Source organism: Pseudomaricurvus alcaniphilus (assembly GCF_011440395.1).
Lineage (GTDB): Bacteria > Pseudomonadota > Gammaproteobacteria > Pseudomonadales > Cellvibrionaceae > Pseudomaricurvus > Pseudomaricurvus alcaniphilus.
On record NZ_JAAOIX010000002.1, the window covers coordinates 247,185 to 264,913 of the forward strand.

At 55.7% G+C, this 17,729-nt stretch carries 13 protein-coding genes; 1 reads left to right on the top strand and 12 read right to left on the bottom strand.

Going from position 1 to position 17,729, the window contains the following annotated elements:
• Positions 1 to 245: 245 nt before the first annotated feature.
• The 9 genes from G8764_RS07180 to G8764_RS07220 form a co-directional block, all read right to left on the bottom strand.
• Positions 246 to 767 carry an O-acetyl-ADP-ribose deacetylase gene (locus G8764_RS07180; RefSeq protein WP_166163597.1) on the bottom strand — a complete coding sequence of 174 codons (522 nt, stop codon included), beginning with the start codon at positions 765 to 767 and terminating at the stop codon, positions 246 to 248.
• 144 nt (positions 768 to 911) lie between these two features.
• A complete protein-coding gene (locus tag G8764_RS07185) occupies positions 912 to 2,555 on the bottom strand; it encodes a long-chain-fatty-acid--CoA ligase (RefSeq protein ID WP_166163599.1) in 1,644 nt (547 codons plus the stop codon).
• A gap of 160 nt (positions 2,556 to 2,715) precedes the next feature.
• Positions 2,716 to 3,273, bottom strand: a complete 558-nt coding sequence (locus G8764_RS07190; RefSeq protein ID WP_166163601.1) for an RBBP9/YdeN family alpha/beta hydrolase — start codon at positions 3,271 to 3,273, stop codon at positions 2,716 to 2,718.
• 82 nt (positions 3,274 to 3,355) lie between these two features.
• Positions 3,356 to 5,716 (bottom strand): TonB-dependent receptor, encoded by a 2,361-nt coding sequence (locus tag G8764_RS07195; protein WP_166163603.1) that lies wholly within the window; start codon positions 5,714 to 5,716, stop codon positions 3,356 to 3,358.
• A gap of 542 nt (positions 5,717 to 6,258) precedes the next feature.
• Complete coding sequence (locus tag G8764_RS07200) at positions 6,259 to 7,266, bottom strand: YeiH family protein (RefSeq protein WP_166163605.1); 1,008 nt, start codon at positions 7,264 to 7,266, stop codon at positions 6,259 to 6,261.
• 102 nt (positions 7,267 to 7,368) lie between these two features.
• Positions 7,369 to 8,664 (bottom strand): MFS transporter, encoded by a 1,296-nt coding sequence (locus G8764_RS07205; protein WP_166163607.1) that lies wholly within the window; start codon positions 8,662 to 8,664, stop codon positions 7,369 to 7,371.
• An 83-nt stretch (positions 8,665 to 8,747) separates the two neighbouring features.
• Positions 8,748 to 9,803 carry a beta-keto acid cleavage family enzyme gene (locus G8764_RS07210; RefSeq protein WP_166163609.1) on the bottom strand — a complete coding sequence of 352 codons (1,056 nt, stop codon included), beginning with the start codon at positions 9,801 to 9,803 and terminating at the stop codon, positions 8,748 to 8,750.
• A 41-nt stretch (positions 9,804 to 9,844) separates the two neighbouring features.
• Positions 9,845 to 10,693 carry a TauD/TfdA dioxygenase family protein gene (locus G8764_RS07215; RefSeq protein WP_166163611.1) on the bottom strand — a complete coding sequence of 283 codons (849 nt, stop codon included), beginning with the start codon at positions 10,691 to 10,693 and terminating at the stop codon, positions 9,845 to 9,847.
• A 10-nt stretch (positions 10,694 to 10,703) separates the two neighbouring features.
• The gene (locus G8764_RS07220; RefSeq protein ID WP_166163613.1) at positions 10,704 to 11,684 is read right to left on the bottom strand and encodes a quinone oxidoreductase family protein; all 981 of its coding nucleotides are present in this window, start codon (positions 11,682 to 11,684) and stop codon (positions 10,704 to 10,706) included.
• Between the two features lie 317 nt (positions 11,685 to 12,001).
• Here G8764_RS07220 and G8764_RS07225 point away from each other — a divergent pair, with 317 nt between their 5' ends.
• Positions 12,002 to 13,030, top strand: a complete 1,029-nt coding sequence (locus tag G8764_RS07225) for an AraC family transcriptional regulator (protein ID WP_166163615.1) — start codon at positions 12,002 to 12,004, stop codon at positions 13,028 to 13,030.
• Positions 13,031 to 13,303: 273 nt separating this feature from the next.
• Here the strand turns inward: G8764_RS07225 and G8764_RS07230 are convergent, their stop codons facing one another.
• The 3 genes from G8764_RS07230 to G8764_RS07240 form a co-directional block, all read right to left on the bottom strand.
• The gene (locus G8764_RS07230) at positions 13,304 to 13,474 is read right to left on the bottom strand and encodes a nucleotidyltransferase (RefSeq protein ID WP_166163617.1); all 171 of its coding nucleotides are present in this window, start codon (positions 13,472 to 13,474) and stop codon (positions 13,304 to 13,306) included.
• Positions 13,474 to 13,842, bottom strand: a complete 369-nt coding sequence (locus G8764_RS07235) for a winged helix-turn-helix domain-containing protein (protein ID WP_166163619.1) — start codon at positions 13,840 to 13,842, stop codon at positions 13,474 to 13,476. Before G8764_RS07235 ends, G8764_RS07230 begins: the two co-directional genes overlap by 1 nt.
• A 638-nt stretch (positions 13,843 to 14,480) precedes the next feature.
• On the bottom strand, positions 14,481 to 17,723 hold the full coding sequence (locus tag G8764_RS07240) for a type I restriction endonuclease subunit R (protein ID WP_166163621.1): 3,243 nt from the start codon (positions 17,721 to 17,723) through the stop codon (positions 14,481 to 14,483).
• Positions 17,724 to 17,729: the final 6 nt, after the last annotated feature.

Here is a 17,729-nt window from a genome sequence, read left to right on the forward strand (position 1 = left end):
GAAACGGTGGGGAGCCCTTGCTGTGTTCGCTGGCAATCACCTCAAAGCCACAAAACTGCCAGTTTACCGTCATCCCCGCGCTGGCGAAGATGCAGTAAATGCTTGAAATCTATGGATGCCGGGCGCGGCCTGCGCGAGGGCGATATAAGCAACATTTCTGGCCGGCCACTAGCCAGTAGCCAGACACTTGATGGCCGTATGCTGGCTGCTAGCTGGTCGCCGGTTACTCAGCGGGAAACCGCTCGCTAGCCGGCGCCAATCCTGGCCAGCGCCGCCTGCCAGACATCCACCATCTCCGCACCGAACAGGTAAAAGGAAATTTCCAGCCCGTCGAATTCCGCCTCGTTGCAGACTGCCAGCGCAATCTCCGCCGCTTGCGGCGCGGGGTAGCCGTAGACGCCGCAGGAGATAGCTGGCAGGGCAACTGTGCGACAGCCCTGGGCCAGCGCCAACTGCAGGCTGTGACGATAGGCCGCGGCCAACAAGACCGGAGGATTGGGATCGATGTCGTACCTGGGCCCGACGGTGTGGATAACGTAACGCGCCGGCAAGTTAAAGCCCGGGGTCAGGCGCGCCTCGCCAACGGGACAGCGCTCGCCGTGGGCGGCCGGCAGCTTGCGGCAGGCGTCCAGCAGCTCCGGCCCTGCTGCCCGGTGAATGGCGCCGTCGACACCGCCACCGCCCAACAGACTGGGATTGGCGGCGTTGACAATGGCATCAACAGCGGCGGCAGTAATGTCACCCGCTATGATCTTGATTTTGGCCATAAACTTCCCTCCTCCCGGACATCGAGCATACCAACCAGTACAAAGAATATGACTAAAAAAACTCTGCCAGATTCCCTCCTGCAGGCATACCAACACACCTGGTGGCAACGCTGAACCCTTGCTTGAGACGAGAATAACAGCTATTTACTGCCCCATCGATTTACTGCCCCATCGATAGCCCTGGAACTGGGCGCGCAAGTCCTTCTTGCTCACTTTACCGGTAGCGGTATGGGGCAGCTCTGGCACCAGCTCGCAGGCCTCGGGGATCCACCAGCTGGCCACCTTGCCCTGGAAGTGCGCCAGCAGCTCGGCTGGATCCGGAGTTGTACCTGCCCTGGGCACCACCACCAGCAACGGCCGCTCGGTCCACTTTTCATGGTAAATACCAATGACGGCGGCCTCGGCTACCTGCGGGTGAGTCATGGCTGTGTTTTCCAGCTCGATCGAGGATATCCATTCGCCCCCGGACTTGATCACATCTTTGGTGCGATCTGTAATCATCATGTATCCATCCGCATCGACCGTTGCCACATCCCCTGTTTCAAACCAGCCATCGGCGTCTGTGGCGTCCGCAGTGGCTTTGAAGTAGCGCTGAATCACCCACGGGCCACGCACCTTGACCGCACCTGCCGCCTTGCCGTCCCAGGGCAACTCGCGATTGGCGTCATCGACAATCTTCAGTTCCACGCCACAGGCCGGTCGCCCCTGTTTCAACCGCAGTGGCGTTTTGTCCGACTCCGGCCAGTCGCGCATGTGCGGTTTAAAGCTATTGTATGTGCCCAACGGGCTCATTTCAGTCATGCCCCAAGCCTGCTGCACCTCGACCCCGTAGCGCTCACGGAACTTGTCGAAAATTGGCTGCGGGCAAGCGGCACCGCCTGTGGTGACCCGCTCCAGGGTCGGCACAGATTCATCACTTTTCTCCAGAAAATCCAACAGCGCCAGCCACACGGTAGGCACCCCGGCTGACAGCGTCACACCTTCGTCGTTGATCAGCGCACACAGGGTTTCACCGTCGCCCATTTTTGGCCCCGGCAACACCAGCTTGGCGCCCACCATCGGGCCGGAGTAGACCAGCCCCCAGCCGTTGACGTGAAACATGGGCACGATGGGCATCACCACGTCGTGCACCGACAGGCCAAACACATCCGGCAGCACGGTGCCGTAGCAGTGCAGCACGGTAGAGCGGTGCGAATAGAGTACACCCTTGGGGTTGCCGGTCGTGCCGGAGGTGTAGCACAGCGCACTGGCTTCATTTTCGTCCAGCTGCGGCCAGTCGAAGCTGTCCGGCTCATTGGCGATCAAGGTTTCATAGCAGATTAAATTGCTCAGGCTGGAGTTCTTCGGCATATGGGCAGCATCAGTGAGCACCACATAGCCTTTGACTCCTGGCAGTTGGTCAGCCAATTTTTCCAACAGCGGCACGAACGCCAGGTCGACGAACAGCCACTGGTCTTCGGCATGATTGATGATGTACTCGAGCTGCTCGGGAAACAGGCGAGGATTGATGGTGTGACAGACCATGCCGGAGCAGGAGATGGCGTAGTAAAGCTCCAGGTGGCGGTAATCATTCCAGGCCAGGGTGCCGATGCACTGGCCTCGTTCCACACCGAGTTTGGCCAGGGCGTTGGCCAATTGCCGGGCGCGCTTGAAGGCGTCTGCGTAAGTGCAGCGATGGCGAGGGCTATCGATGGTTACTGACACAATTTCACTGCTGCCGTAAACCTTGTCAGCAAAGCGCATAAGATTGGTGATGGTCAGCGGCAGGTTCATCATCTGGCCGAGCATGGCGATTCCTCTTGTCAGGTTAACTCTGTTATTTGTGATTAATAATAGAGCGAATTTCTTCGCGTTAAAAACGATTACTCTGCGGCGTAATTTAAATTGTCGCCCGAGAGCACACAGGTGACGGCACCAACCTGGCCAGCCTGTATCTGCAGGGCCTGAATCAGCTATCCAGCTGCCGGATAAGCGCTTCCGCACCGACCCAGCGGCCAAAGCCGGAGGCCGGATTCAAATGGCCAACAGCGCCGAGATTTACCAGCTCGCTGCCCCAGGCAGCGGCCAGCCGGGTAGACGCCTCGATGGACGCAAGATAGTCATTACTGCTGGCGGCCAGAATGCTGGGAAAGGGCAAGGGCGCACCTGGCAGCGGCGCCCAGCCGTGCTCGCCGAGGGTCGCGGGAGACGGGTAGCTTGCTGGCCAATCGGCATTTAAATCCGGCGGCGCCGCCAACAAGGCGCCTTTGATGGGGCGCTGGTGGCGCGCCGCCCAGTGAGCCACCATCAGGCAGCCAGCGCTGTGCGCCACCAGAATAATATCGCCTTCGATGGCGTCAATGGCTCGCTGGATATTGTCGACGCGCGCCGCGCAGTCGAGTTTATTCACAGTCAGTGGCGGCACGCTGCAAGCCTTGTCAAGCCGGGCTTGCAGCAGTGTTTGCCAATGCTCTTCAACATGGTCCCGCAGGCCGGGTACGATCAGTACGGTTGCTTGGGTCTGCATAAGGTTCCTCAAGAAAAGAAGCCATGATCAAACGCTTGACCAGGCTTCCAGATCGGTTGTTAAAAACACTGCCAAGCGGCGATCAGAAATTCATTCTCAACGTCACACCGTAGGTACGCGGTGTGCCGGTGTACCCCTGAAAAGAGGCACCTCCGTCCAGCCGGGATGCGATCGGCGATGCCGTTTTCTGGACAAAATACACCTCGTCACTGACATTTTTTACCCAGGCCGCGAGATCCCAGGTGTCGTTGCGCCAGCCCGTGCGCAGATTACCCACCCAGTAGCCATCCTCTGCGTGGCGCGGATCCAGCTCCGAGCTGTAGTTGGCTTTATCGGTATAGCGGTAATCTACCCGCGCGTAGAAGTCACCGTCCGCGAGGGAACGCTCCCACTCCAGCGCCAGATTGCCGGTCAGCTTCGGGGCGAACGGCAGGTTTTTACCGCTGAGGTCACACTGACCCAGGACGGGATCGTCAGGCACGCGAGCAAACGCGCATTGGCCGCCCGTATAGGTTTCGTATTTGGCATCGATATAGGCCAGGTTCACATTGGCTGTCAGCTGTTCGGTCAGCAACCAGGTTGACTCAACTTCAATACCATCGACAGTCACCTTTTCAGCGTTGTTGACCGCAAACGCCAGGCCGACAAAGGTGGCATTCTGGAAGTCTTTGTACTCCGTATGAAATACACTGCCATTGATCCGGGCGCGCTTATCCCAGGCCTCGGCTTTCCAGCCGAATTCAAAATTGTCGATGCTTTCCTCGTCGAACGGGCGTGCCTCTGGGCTGAAGTTACCCCACTGCAAACTGTAGCCGCCGGCTTTGAAACCCCGTGAGTAGGTGGCATACAACATGGTATCGTCATTGACAAACCAGCTCAGGGTGACGTTACCGGTCACCGCGGACCAGCTATCGCTATCGCGAAAATCACTGGCATCCGGCGTCAATGAACAGGCTAGGTTGTTGAGGATACAACCGAGCTCAGTGGTGGTGAATTGTTCCACCCGGCCATCTTTTTTGTCGACCGAATAGCGCAAGCCGAGATCGACTTTCAGGTCTTCCGTCAGGTACTTGCCGACGGTGCCAAACACACCGAAGCTCTCGGTATCCTGCTGCGCATGCACATCCCCGGTGTCGCCAGGGCTGCCGAAAAGCGCGGGCACAGGTGTACCCTGCAGCACTGAACCCACCACATTACCCAGCATGGTGATGTCCTCCTGCAGCTCGAACTCCGGCGCATTGTTGTCACCGCGGGTAAAATCGTTGTGGTAGTAAAAAGCGCCCACCAGCCAGTCGAAGCTGTCACTGTCGTTTGACATCAGGCGCAACTCCTGGGAATAGGACGAACCTTCCTGCACATCGGTAAACACCAGCAGGTTGGAAGGCAGCTGCTCAACGCCGTACATGCGGTTGCTGGAAGTGTAATCTTCGTATCCGGTGATGGAGTTAAAGGTAAAGTTGTCGCCGCTGTACTCGAAGTGCAGCACCGCGTCCGTGACTTCCTGGTCAAAGTCGTTGGTTCCCACCTGCTCTATGATGCGGTCGGAGGGGTCGTTGTTGGTGACCGGGCTGCCGGCGCCCATCTGCGCCATCGCACCTGCCACAGCGATAACGGTAGGGCTGTACCAGGTGTCACCCAGCATGGTATTCATATGCCGCTCCATGCGCCCCAGAATCAGGCGCGACGTGAGCCGGTCACCGAGATCTGCGCCCAGCTGCAGGCGCAGCGCCTGGCCGTCCTCGCTGTCACCGCCCGCACCGATGGTGTTGTCAATCAGCTGGTCACGGCGAGTGCTGGAGTAACTGATGCGGCCATTGACGGCGCTGGTAAGTTCGCCATTGATATAACCCTTGAACTGCCGCAGTCCGTCTGAGCCAATCCCCAATTCTGCCATGCCTTCATAGTCCGGCGATGGCGCAGCGGTATTGACACTGATGACACCGGCGCTGGCGTTTTTACCGTACAAAGTACTCTGCGGCCCTTTCAACACCTCCACCGACTCTACGTCAACCAGTTCACCCAAGCCGACTCCGGAGCGGGAGCGAAACGCGCCGTCGATGATCAACGCGGTATCCGGTTCAAAGGTCGGAATATTGCCCTCATTGCCGATACGCCGAATGCGAAAACTGGCATTCAGAGGCGACAGGTTACTGGTAACGATCAGCGAAGGTATTTGGGCGGCCACGTCGTTCACGTCGCGGAACCCGGCTTTGGCCAGTTGGTCCCCGGAGAGCGCATCTACGGCGACGGGCACATCCTGCATGCTTTGGGTACGCTTCTGGGCAGTGACCACCACCTCTTCCAGGGCCAGGCGACGACCCTGTTCGCTCTGTGCCAGGGTCGCCACAGGGCAGACCGCCAGACCAACTGCAAACGCCAGCAGCGAAGACTGTGCCAGTATATTGGATCGATGTGGGTAATTATTATTGCGCGTAAGTTTCATTATTCTCTCCTAGGGTTAGCACAGTGATAAGCACCTGTGCCTGACCGGCCGTTGCCAGGGGTCTTATGTTGTTAGCCAGTATTTGGGCAGCCAGGTTTACTTGACTGCCTAACCACTCTAAAAGAGCTGGCCCCTCCGGGCTTCACATAACGCGACACGCACTTTTCATTTCGCGACTCCGACCCGGTGTGTGCATCTTCTGCAATTGAGGCTCCCGTAATACTTAGTCTCCATATTTGGGCGCAGTCTCCCTGGCTGGACGCCAGAAATACTTGGATGCGATGGCAGCAGGGAGGCATCGCCAAAACCTGCGCGCTCCCTGCAACCGAACGGGAAGAAAAAAGATAGCCTGACTACTGCGGATTGGCTGCTTAGAAAAATTCAGGCAGATTTGAATGGCCACCGACCGACCAAAAAATGTAACCGGTCGGCAGTAATCAGTTACAGCGCGAAGGCTGACTAGTGAAGAGCATTGCTATAATTTGCAGGGCAAAGTGCAAGACGAATTGCCGGCAGCCGCGGTGATCTCGCACGCGACCGCCCTAAAAGAAACGAATAACCAATAGCACCATAGCGGCGAGAATAACGGTTTCGATAACCATCAACAAAATTGGCTTGAAGCCGACACTGGCCAGCTCCTTGAGCTGGGTTTTCATGCCCAGCGCGCTAATTGCAATCACCAGACACCAGCGGGACAGATCATTGCCCAGCGATTGCACAGCAACGGGCACCCAGCCGGTGCTGTTGACCGCCGCCATTACCACGAACAACAACGCAAACCAGGGCAACAGCGGTGGGCGTTCGCCACCCTCTTCGGTTCCGCGAGCCCGGGCTATCATCGCCGCACAAACAATAACGGGCAGCAGCATGGCCACGCGCATCAGTTTCACTATGGTGGCGGTATCGCCGGCCTCAACCGAGATACTGTAACCGGCACCCACCACCTGGGCCACATCGTGAATGGTGCCCCCCAAAAATACACCGGCGTCGATGGGGTCCAACCCCAGCCAGTGCACAACCATCGGGTAGGTGATCATCGCGATGGTGGATAGGGCCGAAACCCCCACTACCGCAAACAATGTCGCTTTTTCCTTGCCCGGGTGCCCCGGCAGTGCAGCAGACAGGGCCATGGCCGCCGAGGCGCCGCAGATGGCCGTTGCGCCGCCGGTCAACAGACCAAACAGGGACTGGAAGCCCAGTGCCCGGGCCAGCAACATGGACACCATAATAGTGACCGTAACAGTAGCAACGACCATCAGCACCGGTTGCCAGCCCAGAGCGGCAATTTGATCAAAGGTGATGCGCAGACCAAGCAGGGCGACGCCGATACGCAAGACTGTGCGTGCCGTGAATTCAATGCCGACCTTGCAAGGGCCTTCCAGTGCCAGGAAGTTCATGGCCATTCCCAGCAGCAACGCAAACAACATCACCGGCACGTCATAGTGTTCGGAGAGAAAACTCGCCGCCGCAGCGACTACCGCGCTGGCGATAATGCCGGGTAAAAGCACGCGGGATTTGGTGTGAACGCTGGACCAGCTGGCAACAAGCATAGTAGAACTCCTAAAACGTGGGCACTGGCCGGGCAGCAACAGCTCGCTGGCCACGGCGGTGCAGTACGAACTCGAAAACAGGTTTACCTAATAGCCCTTGCGCTACGCCTGGCACATTGCCGCTGTGCCCCCGGCGCGAACCCGGGCAACATCCACCTGGTAGTGCGACCGGGCATAGAGAAACACCGCGGCAGACACAATGCTGATCAGCGGCACCAGGGCCAGCGCTGAACCCAGGCCCACCCGATCCGCGAGCAAGCCGGTGACGAATGGGCCGGGTGCCAGGCCCAATAAATTGTTGACCAGGGTTAAGGTCGCGAAAGCGGTGCCGTGGATAGCCGCATGGGTGAGATTGGCCACCATGGCACCGGCCGGACCGGTGACCCCAGTGACCAGAAACATACCCAAACCGATAAGCAGCAGCTGCGCTACCCCTGCGCTGAGGCTAAAGCCCGCAAACAGCAGGGCACAGCTCAACAGGCAGTAAGTGACTGCCAGGGTAATTTTTTGCTCGGGGTTATGGCGACACAGGCGATCACTCAACATGCCGCAAATCACCATGCCAGCACCGCAGATCAGTACAAAAACGGCTGCCGCAAAGCCGGCCTTGCTGGTATCCAGGCCGTAGTAGCGATTCATAAAACTGGGCATCCACGCCATCATGGAGGCGCCGACAAACAGTTGCAGACCGCTGCCAATGTAAGCCGCTACGACCGAGCGACTGCTGTACAAACTGCGCAGTGCCGGGCGTGTACGCTTGCTGCTGGGGGCAGTCTCGACCACCGGCGCGATGCGGGATTCACGCACAATAAGCGGATAGAGGCAGGCCAGTACCAGGCCGTAGAGCGCCATGCCACTGAAGGCCCAGCGCCAGCCGAAGTAGTCAGCAAGGACGCCCCCCATACCCATGCCGAGCACGGAACCGAACATGCCGCCGGCCATAAAGGCGCCGGTAATGGTGGCGCGCATGTGCGCCGGAAACACCGACAGCACCACCGCGATACCAACACTGCCGTAGGCCGCCTCGCCAATACCCACCAGAAAACGCGCACCGAGCATTTCGGAGTAGTTGTTGGAGAGGCCGCAAATCAGGGTTGCCACACTCCAGAGCAGCGCCATCAGGGTCAAACTCTTCACCCGCCCCCAGCGATCTGCCAGCAGCGACAGCGGGATGGTAAGCAGGCCGACCATCAGCGCCACCACACCCGACAGCGAGCCCAATTGGGTATCGCTGAGCTGCCACTCCATTTTTAGCAGGGGAAACACCGCGTTCAATACCTGGCGCGACATATAGTCGGATATCAACAAGCCAAACGTAAGCGCAAAGACAACCCAGGCGTACTGGCGGGAAACCCGTGGTTCTGGCGAGTCGAAATCACTGGCAGCGTAATGAGCCATGGGTGCTCCTGAGTATTAGCCTGGTGAGTTGGAGATAATCCGGCGGCCTGACTGCGGCCGCCAGCGGTAATGCAGCGTCCTGCTTAAGCGCAAGCCAGCGGCACGTTTTTCTGCCCCGCCTTTCTGTTTGGCGCCATGCCATTGGCAGCCAGGGTTGCGTCCGCATCCTCGTACCAGGTACCGATCTTGTAAATTTCCCGCGCTTCCTTGCCGGTGGCCACTTCCCGACCCAATTCATGGGCGATGCGCACCAACTGCTGGATCTGGGCCACCGAAGTCATGCGCTTGCCGTGCTGGTCAATCAGCGTATCTTCAATACCGCAGCGAGGGTGCAAGCCCAGAGCCATAGCAACGGTGTTGATCGGCAGCACGTTTTTCATCAGGGACTCCAGCGTCAGGCAGGAACCGTCCGGCGCGCGGCGAATAAACTCCATAAAGTTGTACGGGTTGGGGCCGTCGAAGCCACCGCCGATACCCACCCAGGTGAGGTTGAGTGGGCCGCGGTAAACACCGCGCCGCACCAGGCGTTCCAGGGTTTCCAGCGAGGGCATACCGGTGAGCTGGAAGTGGGGCTGGATTTTCGCCGCCTGCAATCGTTTCAGGTGCTCCTCCACCCAGGCCGGGCCGGCGGGCACTGTCATTTCGCGATAGGCCTCCCAGTAGGCTGGCTGGCACAGGCTGGTATCACCCATATCCTCCTCGGTCATCAACTCGGTGATATTCATTTGAATGGTGTTGATGGCCACGGTGACCTGGTCCGGTTTGGGCGTCAGCTCTGCCAACATGTGGCGGGTATCATCGGATAACCATTTCGCTTCCTGGCCATCGTCTTCGGGGGCAAAGGAAATTGAGCCACCCACCTGGATGATCATGTCCGGCACCGCTTCCTTGACCCCGGCAATCAGCTCATTGAACATGGACAAACGCTTGGAACCCTTGCCGTCCAGTTCGCGCACGTGCAAGTGCAGGACGGTGGCGCCGGCTTCATAGCAGTCGACGGCTTTCTGGATATGCTCGTCCATGGTGACAGGAATGTCCTCGGGGAAATCCTCCGGCATCCATTCCGGCCCATAGGGTGCCACGGTGATAACAACCTTGTCCTGGTTTTGCGGGTGCAGTGAATCGTCTAAAAATTGCATAACGTGATCCTTATTGACGGAAAGTATTTTTGACTGAGTAATTAGAAAGGTTTATCGCCGACAATACCGGCCCGTTCCATCTTGCGATGGCAGGGCGGATAGTCCATCACCGCATAGTGTTGGGTACTGCGATTGTCCCAGATGGCCACGCTGTTGGGTTGCCAGCGCCAGCGGACCTGGAACTCCGGGATATAGGCCTGACTGAGCAGATAGCGCAGCAGGTCGGCGGCACCGGGGTTGGCATCCTGGCCAAAGCGCACCCGCTGCGGCGTGTGGTAGTTGGTAAAGTGAGTCGTAAACGCGTTGACGAACAGAATTTTCTCACCGCTGTCCGGATGGGTTCGCACCACCGGGTGTTCAGCGTCCGGAAATTGCGCCTTCAGCGCCAGGCGCTTGGCCATGGGCAGCGCCGCGCCGAAGCTGGCCTCAATGGAGTGCCGCGCGCGCAAGTCTGCAATCTGCAGCTTGATAGGCTCCGGCAACAGTTCATAGGCCTTGGCCATATTGGCCCACATGGTATCGCCCCCCACTGGCGGGCATTCGATACAGCGCAACACACAGCCAAACGGCGGCGCCTCGCGCCAGGTGGCATCGGTGTGCCAGGCGTTTTCATAGCGATCCAGGGGCTGCCCCGGCTCCTTGTAGATGCGCACCAGGCCCGGATGCTCCGGGTCTGAACCCGCCACCGGATGATCCTCCAGCGCGCCGAAGCGCTGCGCAAACGCCACGTGTTCGGCGCGGGAAAAGTGTTGCTCGCGCAGGAACAGCACCTTGTGCTCTACCAACAGCTGGCGCAGCTCCTGAAACAGGCCGTCGTCCTCGATCGCATCGGCCAGGTTGACTCCGAATAGTTCGGCGCCGATGCTGCTAGTGAGTTGTTCGGTTCGCATGGTGCACGCCTCAGATAACAAAAATGGATGAGCCGGTGGTTTTGCGCGCTTCCAGGTCACGGTGTGCCTGGACCGCGTCCTGCAGGGCGTAGTGCTGGTTGATCTCGATCTTGATGCGACCGCTGCCAACCTGCTCGAACAGCTCCGCGGCCAGTGCCGCTTTCTCGGCGGGGTCGGCGATGTAGTCGGCGAGCGCCGGCCGAGTGAGGTACAGCGAGCCCTTCATCGCCAGCAATTGCGGGTCGAACGGCGGAATGGTGCCGGATGCGGTACCGACGCACACCATCAGCCCGCGACGCTTGAGGGAGTCCAGCGACGCCATAAACGTGTTCTTGCCGACACTGTCGAAAACCACATCCACTCCGACGCCGTCGGTCAGATCCCGCACGTCACTGGCCACGTCCTCACGGCTGTAATTGATGACATGATCGCAGCCGTGGGCCAGGGCCAGCTCGGCCTTGGCGGGGGATGAAACGGTGCCAATCACCTTCAGCCCCAGCTGCTTGGCCCACTGGGACACAATCAACCCCACGCCACCGGCGGCCGCGTGCAATAAAATGGTGTCCCCCGCCTTGAAATCATAAATGCGGCGCAGCAGGTAGGCCGAAGTCAAACCGCGCATGGTCATCGCCGCCGCCGTCTCAAAGGCTATGGTCTCAGGCAGTTTGATCAGTGCATTGGCGGCAATCACACGCTCGGTCGCGTAGGCACCCAGGGTGTTGAGGAAACCCGTGTAAGTGACCCGGTCGCCGACCGCGACATTGGTGACCCCAGGGCCCACCGCCATCACCAGCCCCGCCGCTTCCACTCCCATACCCGCGGGCAGGGGCATGGGGTAGGTGCCGTTGCGAAAATAGGTATCCGCGTAATTCAGCCCCACCGCCACCTGGCGCAACCGCACCTCACCGGGGCCCGGCTCAGCGACATCAATATCCTCGAAGCTCAGCACCTCGGGACCCCCGGTTTCGTACATTCGAACAGCCTTGGCCATACCCAAATCTCCTGTATCCGTCATTTTTTTGATTGGCTTTGTACACCTGTTGAGAGCTAATGTAGAAAATCTCGCCCCCCGCTGCTTCACTTGAGGCGACATGGACTTTTCATTTCGCGACAGGCGCCTGGAGCTGCCACTTCAACGCGGTGGCGAAGGTTGTGTGGCCTCGGCCATTCTGTGATCCACCGGCAGCCCCTAAGCAACTTGCGCAATATGCGAAGCATTGTGTACGATGAATTTGTTATTCGACTTTTCAATTCGCGATAATTACATTGATAAAGAGAGCAATAATAATCGACCACAAGGGCTCAGTAATGACCAGCCAGATCCGCACCGCCGTGTTGAACAACTACGTGGAACTCGCGCAACACCTGGGACTAAACCCCCAACCGCTGTTAAACCAGGTGGGCTTGAGCATGGCGATGGTGGGGCAAAAAGATGGCCGCATTCCCGCGGAATCGGTGATAGCGCTGCTGGAAAACTCAGCCGCCGCGAGTGGTTGCCCGGTTTTTGGGCTGCGCATGGCGGAGTCCCGCCAGCTGTCGGATTTCGGCGCGGTCAGTCTGTTACTGCTGCACCAGCAGACATTGCGCGACGCCCTACGCATGACCATGAACTATCGCCACCTGCTCAACGAAGCGCTGGTGATGTATATCGAGGATGCGGGCAAGCTGGTGCTGATCCGGGAAGAGCTGGTCACCGGCACCACCCAGCCCGCCCGCCAGGCAACCGAATTCGCCATCGGTGTTCTGTTTCGTCTCTGTCGCGCCCTGCTGGGCACCCACTGGCACCCGAGCAGTGTCAACTTTACCCACAACGCACCGCCAGACTTGCAACTGCACCGGCGCATGTTTCACTGCAACATCAAGTTTGACGCGGAATTTAATGGCATCGTCTGCCCCGCTGCGGACCTGGATTATCCCAACCCAAACGCCGACCCCGCCATGGCCAAATACGCCGAGGACTTTGTCGCCTCGCTCCCCGGCTCGAACCGGCAATCATTTGCGCAAGAGGTACGGCAGGCGATCTATCTGCTGCTGCCCATGGGCAGAGCCTCTATCGAACAGATCGCCCAGGCGCTGGGCGTCAATGCGCGCACCCTGCAGCGCCGCCTGGAAGAAAGTGATATTACATTTTCGGATCTAATTAACGATGTGCGACGCAACCTGGCGGTGCGCTATATGGCGAACCCCAACTATTCGCTGGCAGCCATAGCCGACATGCTGGGTTACTCTGTGGCCAGCTCTTTCACCCGCTGGTTTACCAGCCAGTTTGGAGCGGCACCGGCGCGCTGGCGGGCGGAGCATTGTAAATCGGTTGACAGGCCCAGCTTGAAGGGCTGAGTGCCGACCTAGTGGTCTGCGGATGTTTCCTTAATACAAGCTTCGGCACCCCTGCTACCAAAGCCAAGTGGCTCAGTGGAGCCAGCACCCGCTGCCTTGACGACTAACTGAATGCGTTTAATTAAAGTCACCTTAACTAGATTGAGCCGCTAGTTAAAGATAACGGCGTTTCTTTAACTAATATTCGAGCTAAGTTAAGGTAATCTCCACAAACAAACTTCACTTCGCGCTCAATAAAGGCCTGAGAAGCTTCGGGCTTGAGAAGGCTGGTGCTTAAGCATAATAGTTGGTGTTTACCATGTCGATGTCTTTCGTGAAATAGAGGTTGAGGCTGTATATTTCTACCGCCAGGCCACCTACCAGCACTACGTCTATTCCCTGATCGGCCAGGTGGTTGGCAATAATACCAGCCAGGTCTACCATAGGGGTGTTACTAAAATCCATTACTCACCCGTTTCATTTCTTTTGCGCGCTGTTACCAATGGCTTACCGGCCTGCCGCGGTCGGGTACGCTGCACTAGCAGCCGTGCTTTTAGCTCTGCAGGGTAGGCGACAACGGCAGCTTTTAACAAAGCGGTAAGCGGTTCGATAAACGGGTAGCGCGGATTTAAGCGATAGTTGCGCACGCGACCAATTAGCTCACTCACAATAACGCCATCTTCTTCCAGCCGCGCCAGTTGTTTTTGCATGGGATTAACTGGCATACCGTAAAAACCGGCTATGGCACGAGCGTAACCCTCACCACGCAACATTAAGAACACCAGTGCATTTTCCTGGGAGTCGGCCCGCAACAGCCCTTTAAGCACAAACATAGGCTCCCCCTACCATCAAGCCAACCATACCAATTAGCGGTTAATATAAACCACTACTTGGTATATATAAAACACTGATTGGTATGGTTTGCCCGTGTGCTGCCTGCGCTAATGTGCGACCTGATTGGCGGTGAGCCTTGGGTGCGCATGCAAAAAGCTTTTGAAGCCCATACAAGACGCCACCCGCAGCTTAAAACAGGAGCTAAATCGTAACGCGGCCGTGACTCAACTAATACAAAAAAAGGCCGAGAGTTCCTGTATATGGGGCTTTCGGCCTTTGCTTCAAGCTAATGTCGAGCTGTGCAATCTTTTGCGCAAATTGATAACCTGTGGATTGTAGGAAAACATTATAAAAGTACCCGCCTACACCCACCTAATTCCGGCCATTCTTATCAAAAATCTATAAGCCGTTTTATAGGGGAACTTTATAAAAATCCCAAGATTGACTAATTTCTTACCTGAACATATCCCATCCATACAATTCAGCAAGGTTAAATCCCCCCCCTCGCCGGGGTAAATGTATTTGATGAGAGCCCCAGTGCTCGTACAGGTCAACTCAGTCTACTTTTCAACCAATTACGCACAATTACGCGCCATATGCGTAATTACGCAAACCATGCGTAACTCCGCGTAATTCTTCAGCCATAGATGGGCGATGGCAGTTCGGGGTACGCCCGATATATGTGAAGAAACACCCTTTCAGTAATATCTGAAATCTCATTTTCTTCATATTGCTCAACCGGTAACCCCGTTCTTTCATCGTAGAGAAAATCAAATATCTGTTGCTTAACCGCATCGCGACTCGATTCCTTTTGCTGCCAATTTGCAACTTTCAGCCGCTCTGCCTTTAGCGTTGCCAACAAAGTAGAGGCGACTTGTTTGATCTTGGCGATCTCTTTTGGCTGCAAATTCGGCTTGCTAAGGAGATCAAACAATACCAAAGACTCCTCGTCCAAGCCTTCCCTGAGTGCGCGCTTCTCTTCATGGGAAAGCTCTTCATTGAGCTTTAACAGCGCCTCAAAGGTTTTCTCAATAACAACGCGATCCTTTTCCTGGTTATATTCCTTAACCAATTTTTCGTAGTGCTCTTGATAGTCGGTACGTAACGGGTTCTGCATCATGAGCCTGGCTAACTTTTTCTCAACCACAGATTTAAGCGATTGCACTGTAGTATTCTTTCGCTCCGATCTAGAAAACTCCTGGCGGAGCCGTTCAAAATCGATCTTGCTGATATCGTAAATTCGATCGCCATCCGGTTTTGGTTCTTTGACTTTATGTGTGGTATCGATGCTACTATCAACAATCTCGTACAACTCTTTCATGATGTCGGAGATGTCGGCTTTTTCTTTATCTGCCTGCAAACCCTTATAGAGTACGTTGATTGCATCGCGCATATCACGATAGCCATTAACGCCCGGCACGTTAATGCAGGCTTTAAACTTGTTGAAAACCTCTCTGGCCATTACCTCGAAACGTTTCCGTGTTTCGTCATTTTGATTGATGATTTCCTTGGCCTGAGCAATCGCTGCATTTTTGGCAAAGCCTGTTTCTGTAATAATCCGGTTTAGTTCAAAATCATGCTTTCGCAAAAACTCGGCAACAAAACTGATCGACTCGTTCAGACTTTCCAGCAACTCCTCATTAGGCTTGGCGGGTTCATTTTCGTCCTCACCGCCGCCATGACCCTCGTCGCCTGCACCAGCAAAGGTCGCCAAGGCTTTACGCAAGTTTTTCAGTATTCCACAGTAATCCACAATCAAACCATTGTTCTTGCCTTCTGCTACTCGATTTGCCCTGGCAATAGCTTGCATCAAGGTATGCGCCTTCAACGGCTTGTCCAAATAAAGGGTGGAAAGTGTTGGCACATCAAACCCGGTTAACCACATGGCACACACAACTGCGACTCTGAATGGGTGCTCGCTTGATTTAAAGGCCTCTTCCATGTCCAGTCTAGAGCCATCAGCCAGTTCAAATCCAGCTTTAAGCAACTGCCGGTGAGGTTTTATATCCAGCCCCCATTTTTCGAACTTGGCAACTTCACCTTGCTCTTCACTGACCACAACCGCCATCAGCGTTTCATTCATCCACGCCAATTGGCGCTCTCGCCAGTCCAAGTCCTGCTCATCCGTAGCCGACGCAAGTGCTTTTTCTTTGGTTTTAATTTCCTGTTGCCAGTAAAAATCGATCAACTTGTGCATCCGTACACAAGTAATCTTGTCGAGGCACACAAACATCGCCTTGCCGGTTTCCCAAGCGTTGGCATAATGAGCCACAAAGTCACGTGCTATCTGATCCAGTCGGCTGGTTGCAGTGATAATGTGATAATCACGCTTCAGCTCTCGCTCCAACCTTTGCTGAACGTCTACACCCTCGATTTCCAACTCATCCAGCTTTTCCGCTATGCGCTCATTGATGCCTTTGGGGTCCGCAACCGTATGCTCGTTACCATCTTCGTCGGTAAATACCAACTCTTCACCACGGGCATCGTAGTACAAGGGCACTGTCGCCTTATCTTCGACAGCCCGCTGAAAGTCATAGGTAGAGATGTAATCACCAAAAACCTTCTTGGTTATCTCATCATCTTTAAATAATGGCGTTCCGGTGAAGCCGATAAAGCTGGCATTGGGCAAGGCGTTGCGCATATTTAACGACAAGGTGCCATATTGCGTGCGGTGAGCTTCGTCGGTGATGACGATAATGTCGTCGCGCTCGGAATAAGCCTTTTTAGGGTCGACTTTTTCGTTAAATTTTTGAATGAGTGTGAACACAAAGGCTTTTTGCTGGCCGATCAGCGCCTTGAGGTCTTTCCCGCTATCCGCTCGGCACGGGTCTTTATCGTTATCGACCAAGCCGCAACCTGCAAAGGTTTTATAGATCTGTGTATCCAGGTCCTCCCGGTCGGTTAACACCACAAAGGTATAGTTACCACCCAACTTTCGATGCACCATCTGGGCGAAAAATACAATCGAATAAGACTTGCCAGCCCCCTGAGTGTGCCAAAAAACCCCCAACTTACCCAAACGCTCACCTCGATTAACAACGGCATCAATTGCACGACTAACACCGAGGTATTGGTGATTGCGGGCAACGATTTTCACCAAGCGGCCAGAGCTCTGGTCAAACAGGGTGAAGTTTTCAAAGATGTCCATAAGGTTGGTTTTGGAACAGGTTCCCTTGAGCAAAGTTTCCATATCCACCACGCCTGGCTCATTCTCTTTCAATCGCTTCCAATCATTGAAATGCTCAAATTTACTGGAAATGGAGCCAATCTTGGCGTCAATGCCATTGCCCAAGATTATAAAGGTGTTGTGATAAAACAGGTGCGGAACTGTGTCTTTGTAGTCCGCAAGGTTTTGCTCATAAGCAGCACGAATATCCTTGTGAACGTTTTTCACCTCCATAAACAGCAGCGGAATGCCATTCACAAAGCCTACAAGGTCTGCCCGGCGCCGATAAATATCGCCTTTAATCCAAAACTCTCTGACCAGTAGAAAGTGATTCTTTTCATAATTATCAAAATCAAACAGCCGTAGTCGCTTCTTTACCCGCTCACCTTTTTCATTATGAAAACTCACTTCCACGCCATTCTTATGAAGGGAATACTTCTCCTTATTCACAGCAACTATATTGGTGGATGCGGGCATCTCACAGACAACGCGCAATGCCTCTTGGTAGGCGACATCCGGCAAGCCGGGATTTAGCTCAACCAACTTTTCACCCAAATAACGAGTTAATACAACTTCTTGCTCGGAAAGCCGACCTAAATCACCTTCCTTGCCCAGCTTTTCATACATGCCAAGAATAGACTCATCCCACTGCAACTGATTCAGCAAGTAGTCTGCGGTGACTTCCTGAACCAGGGCTTCTTCAGTCATGGCCATGAGTAA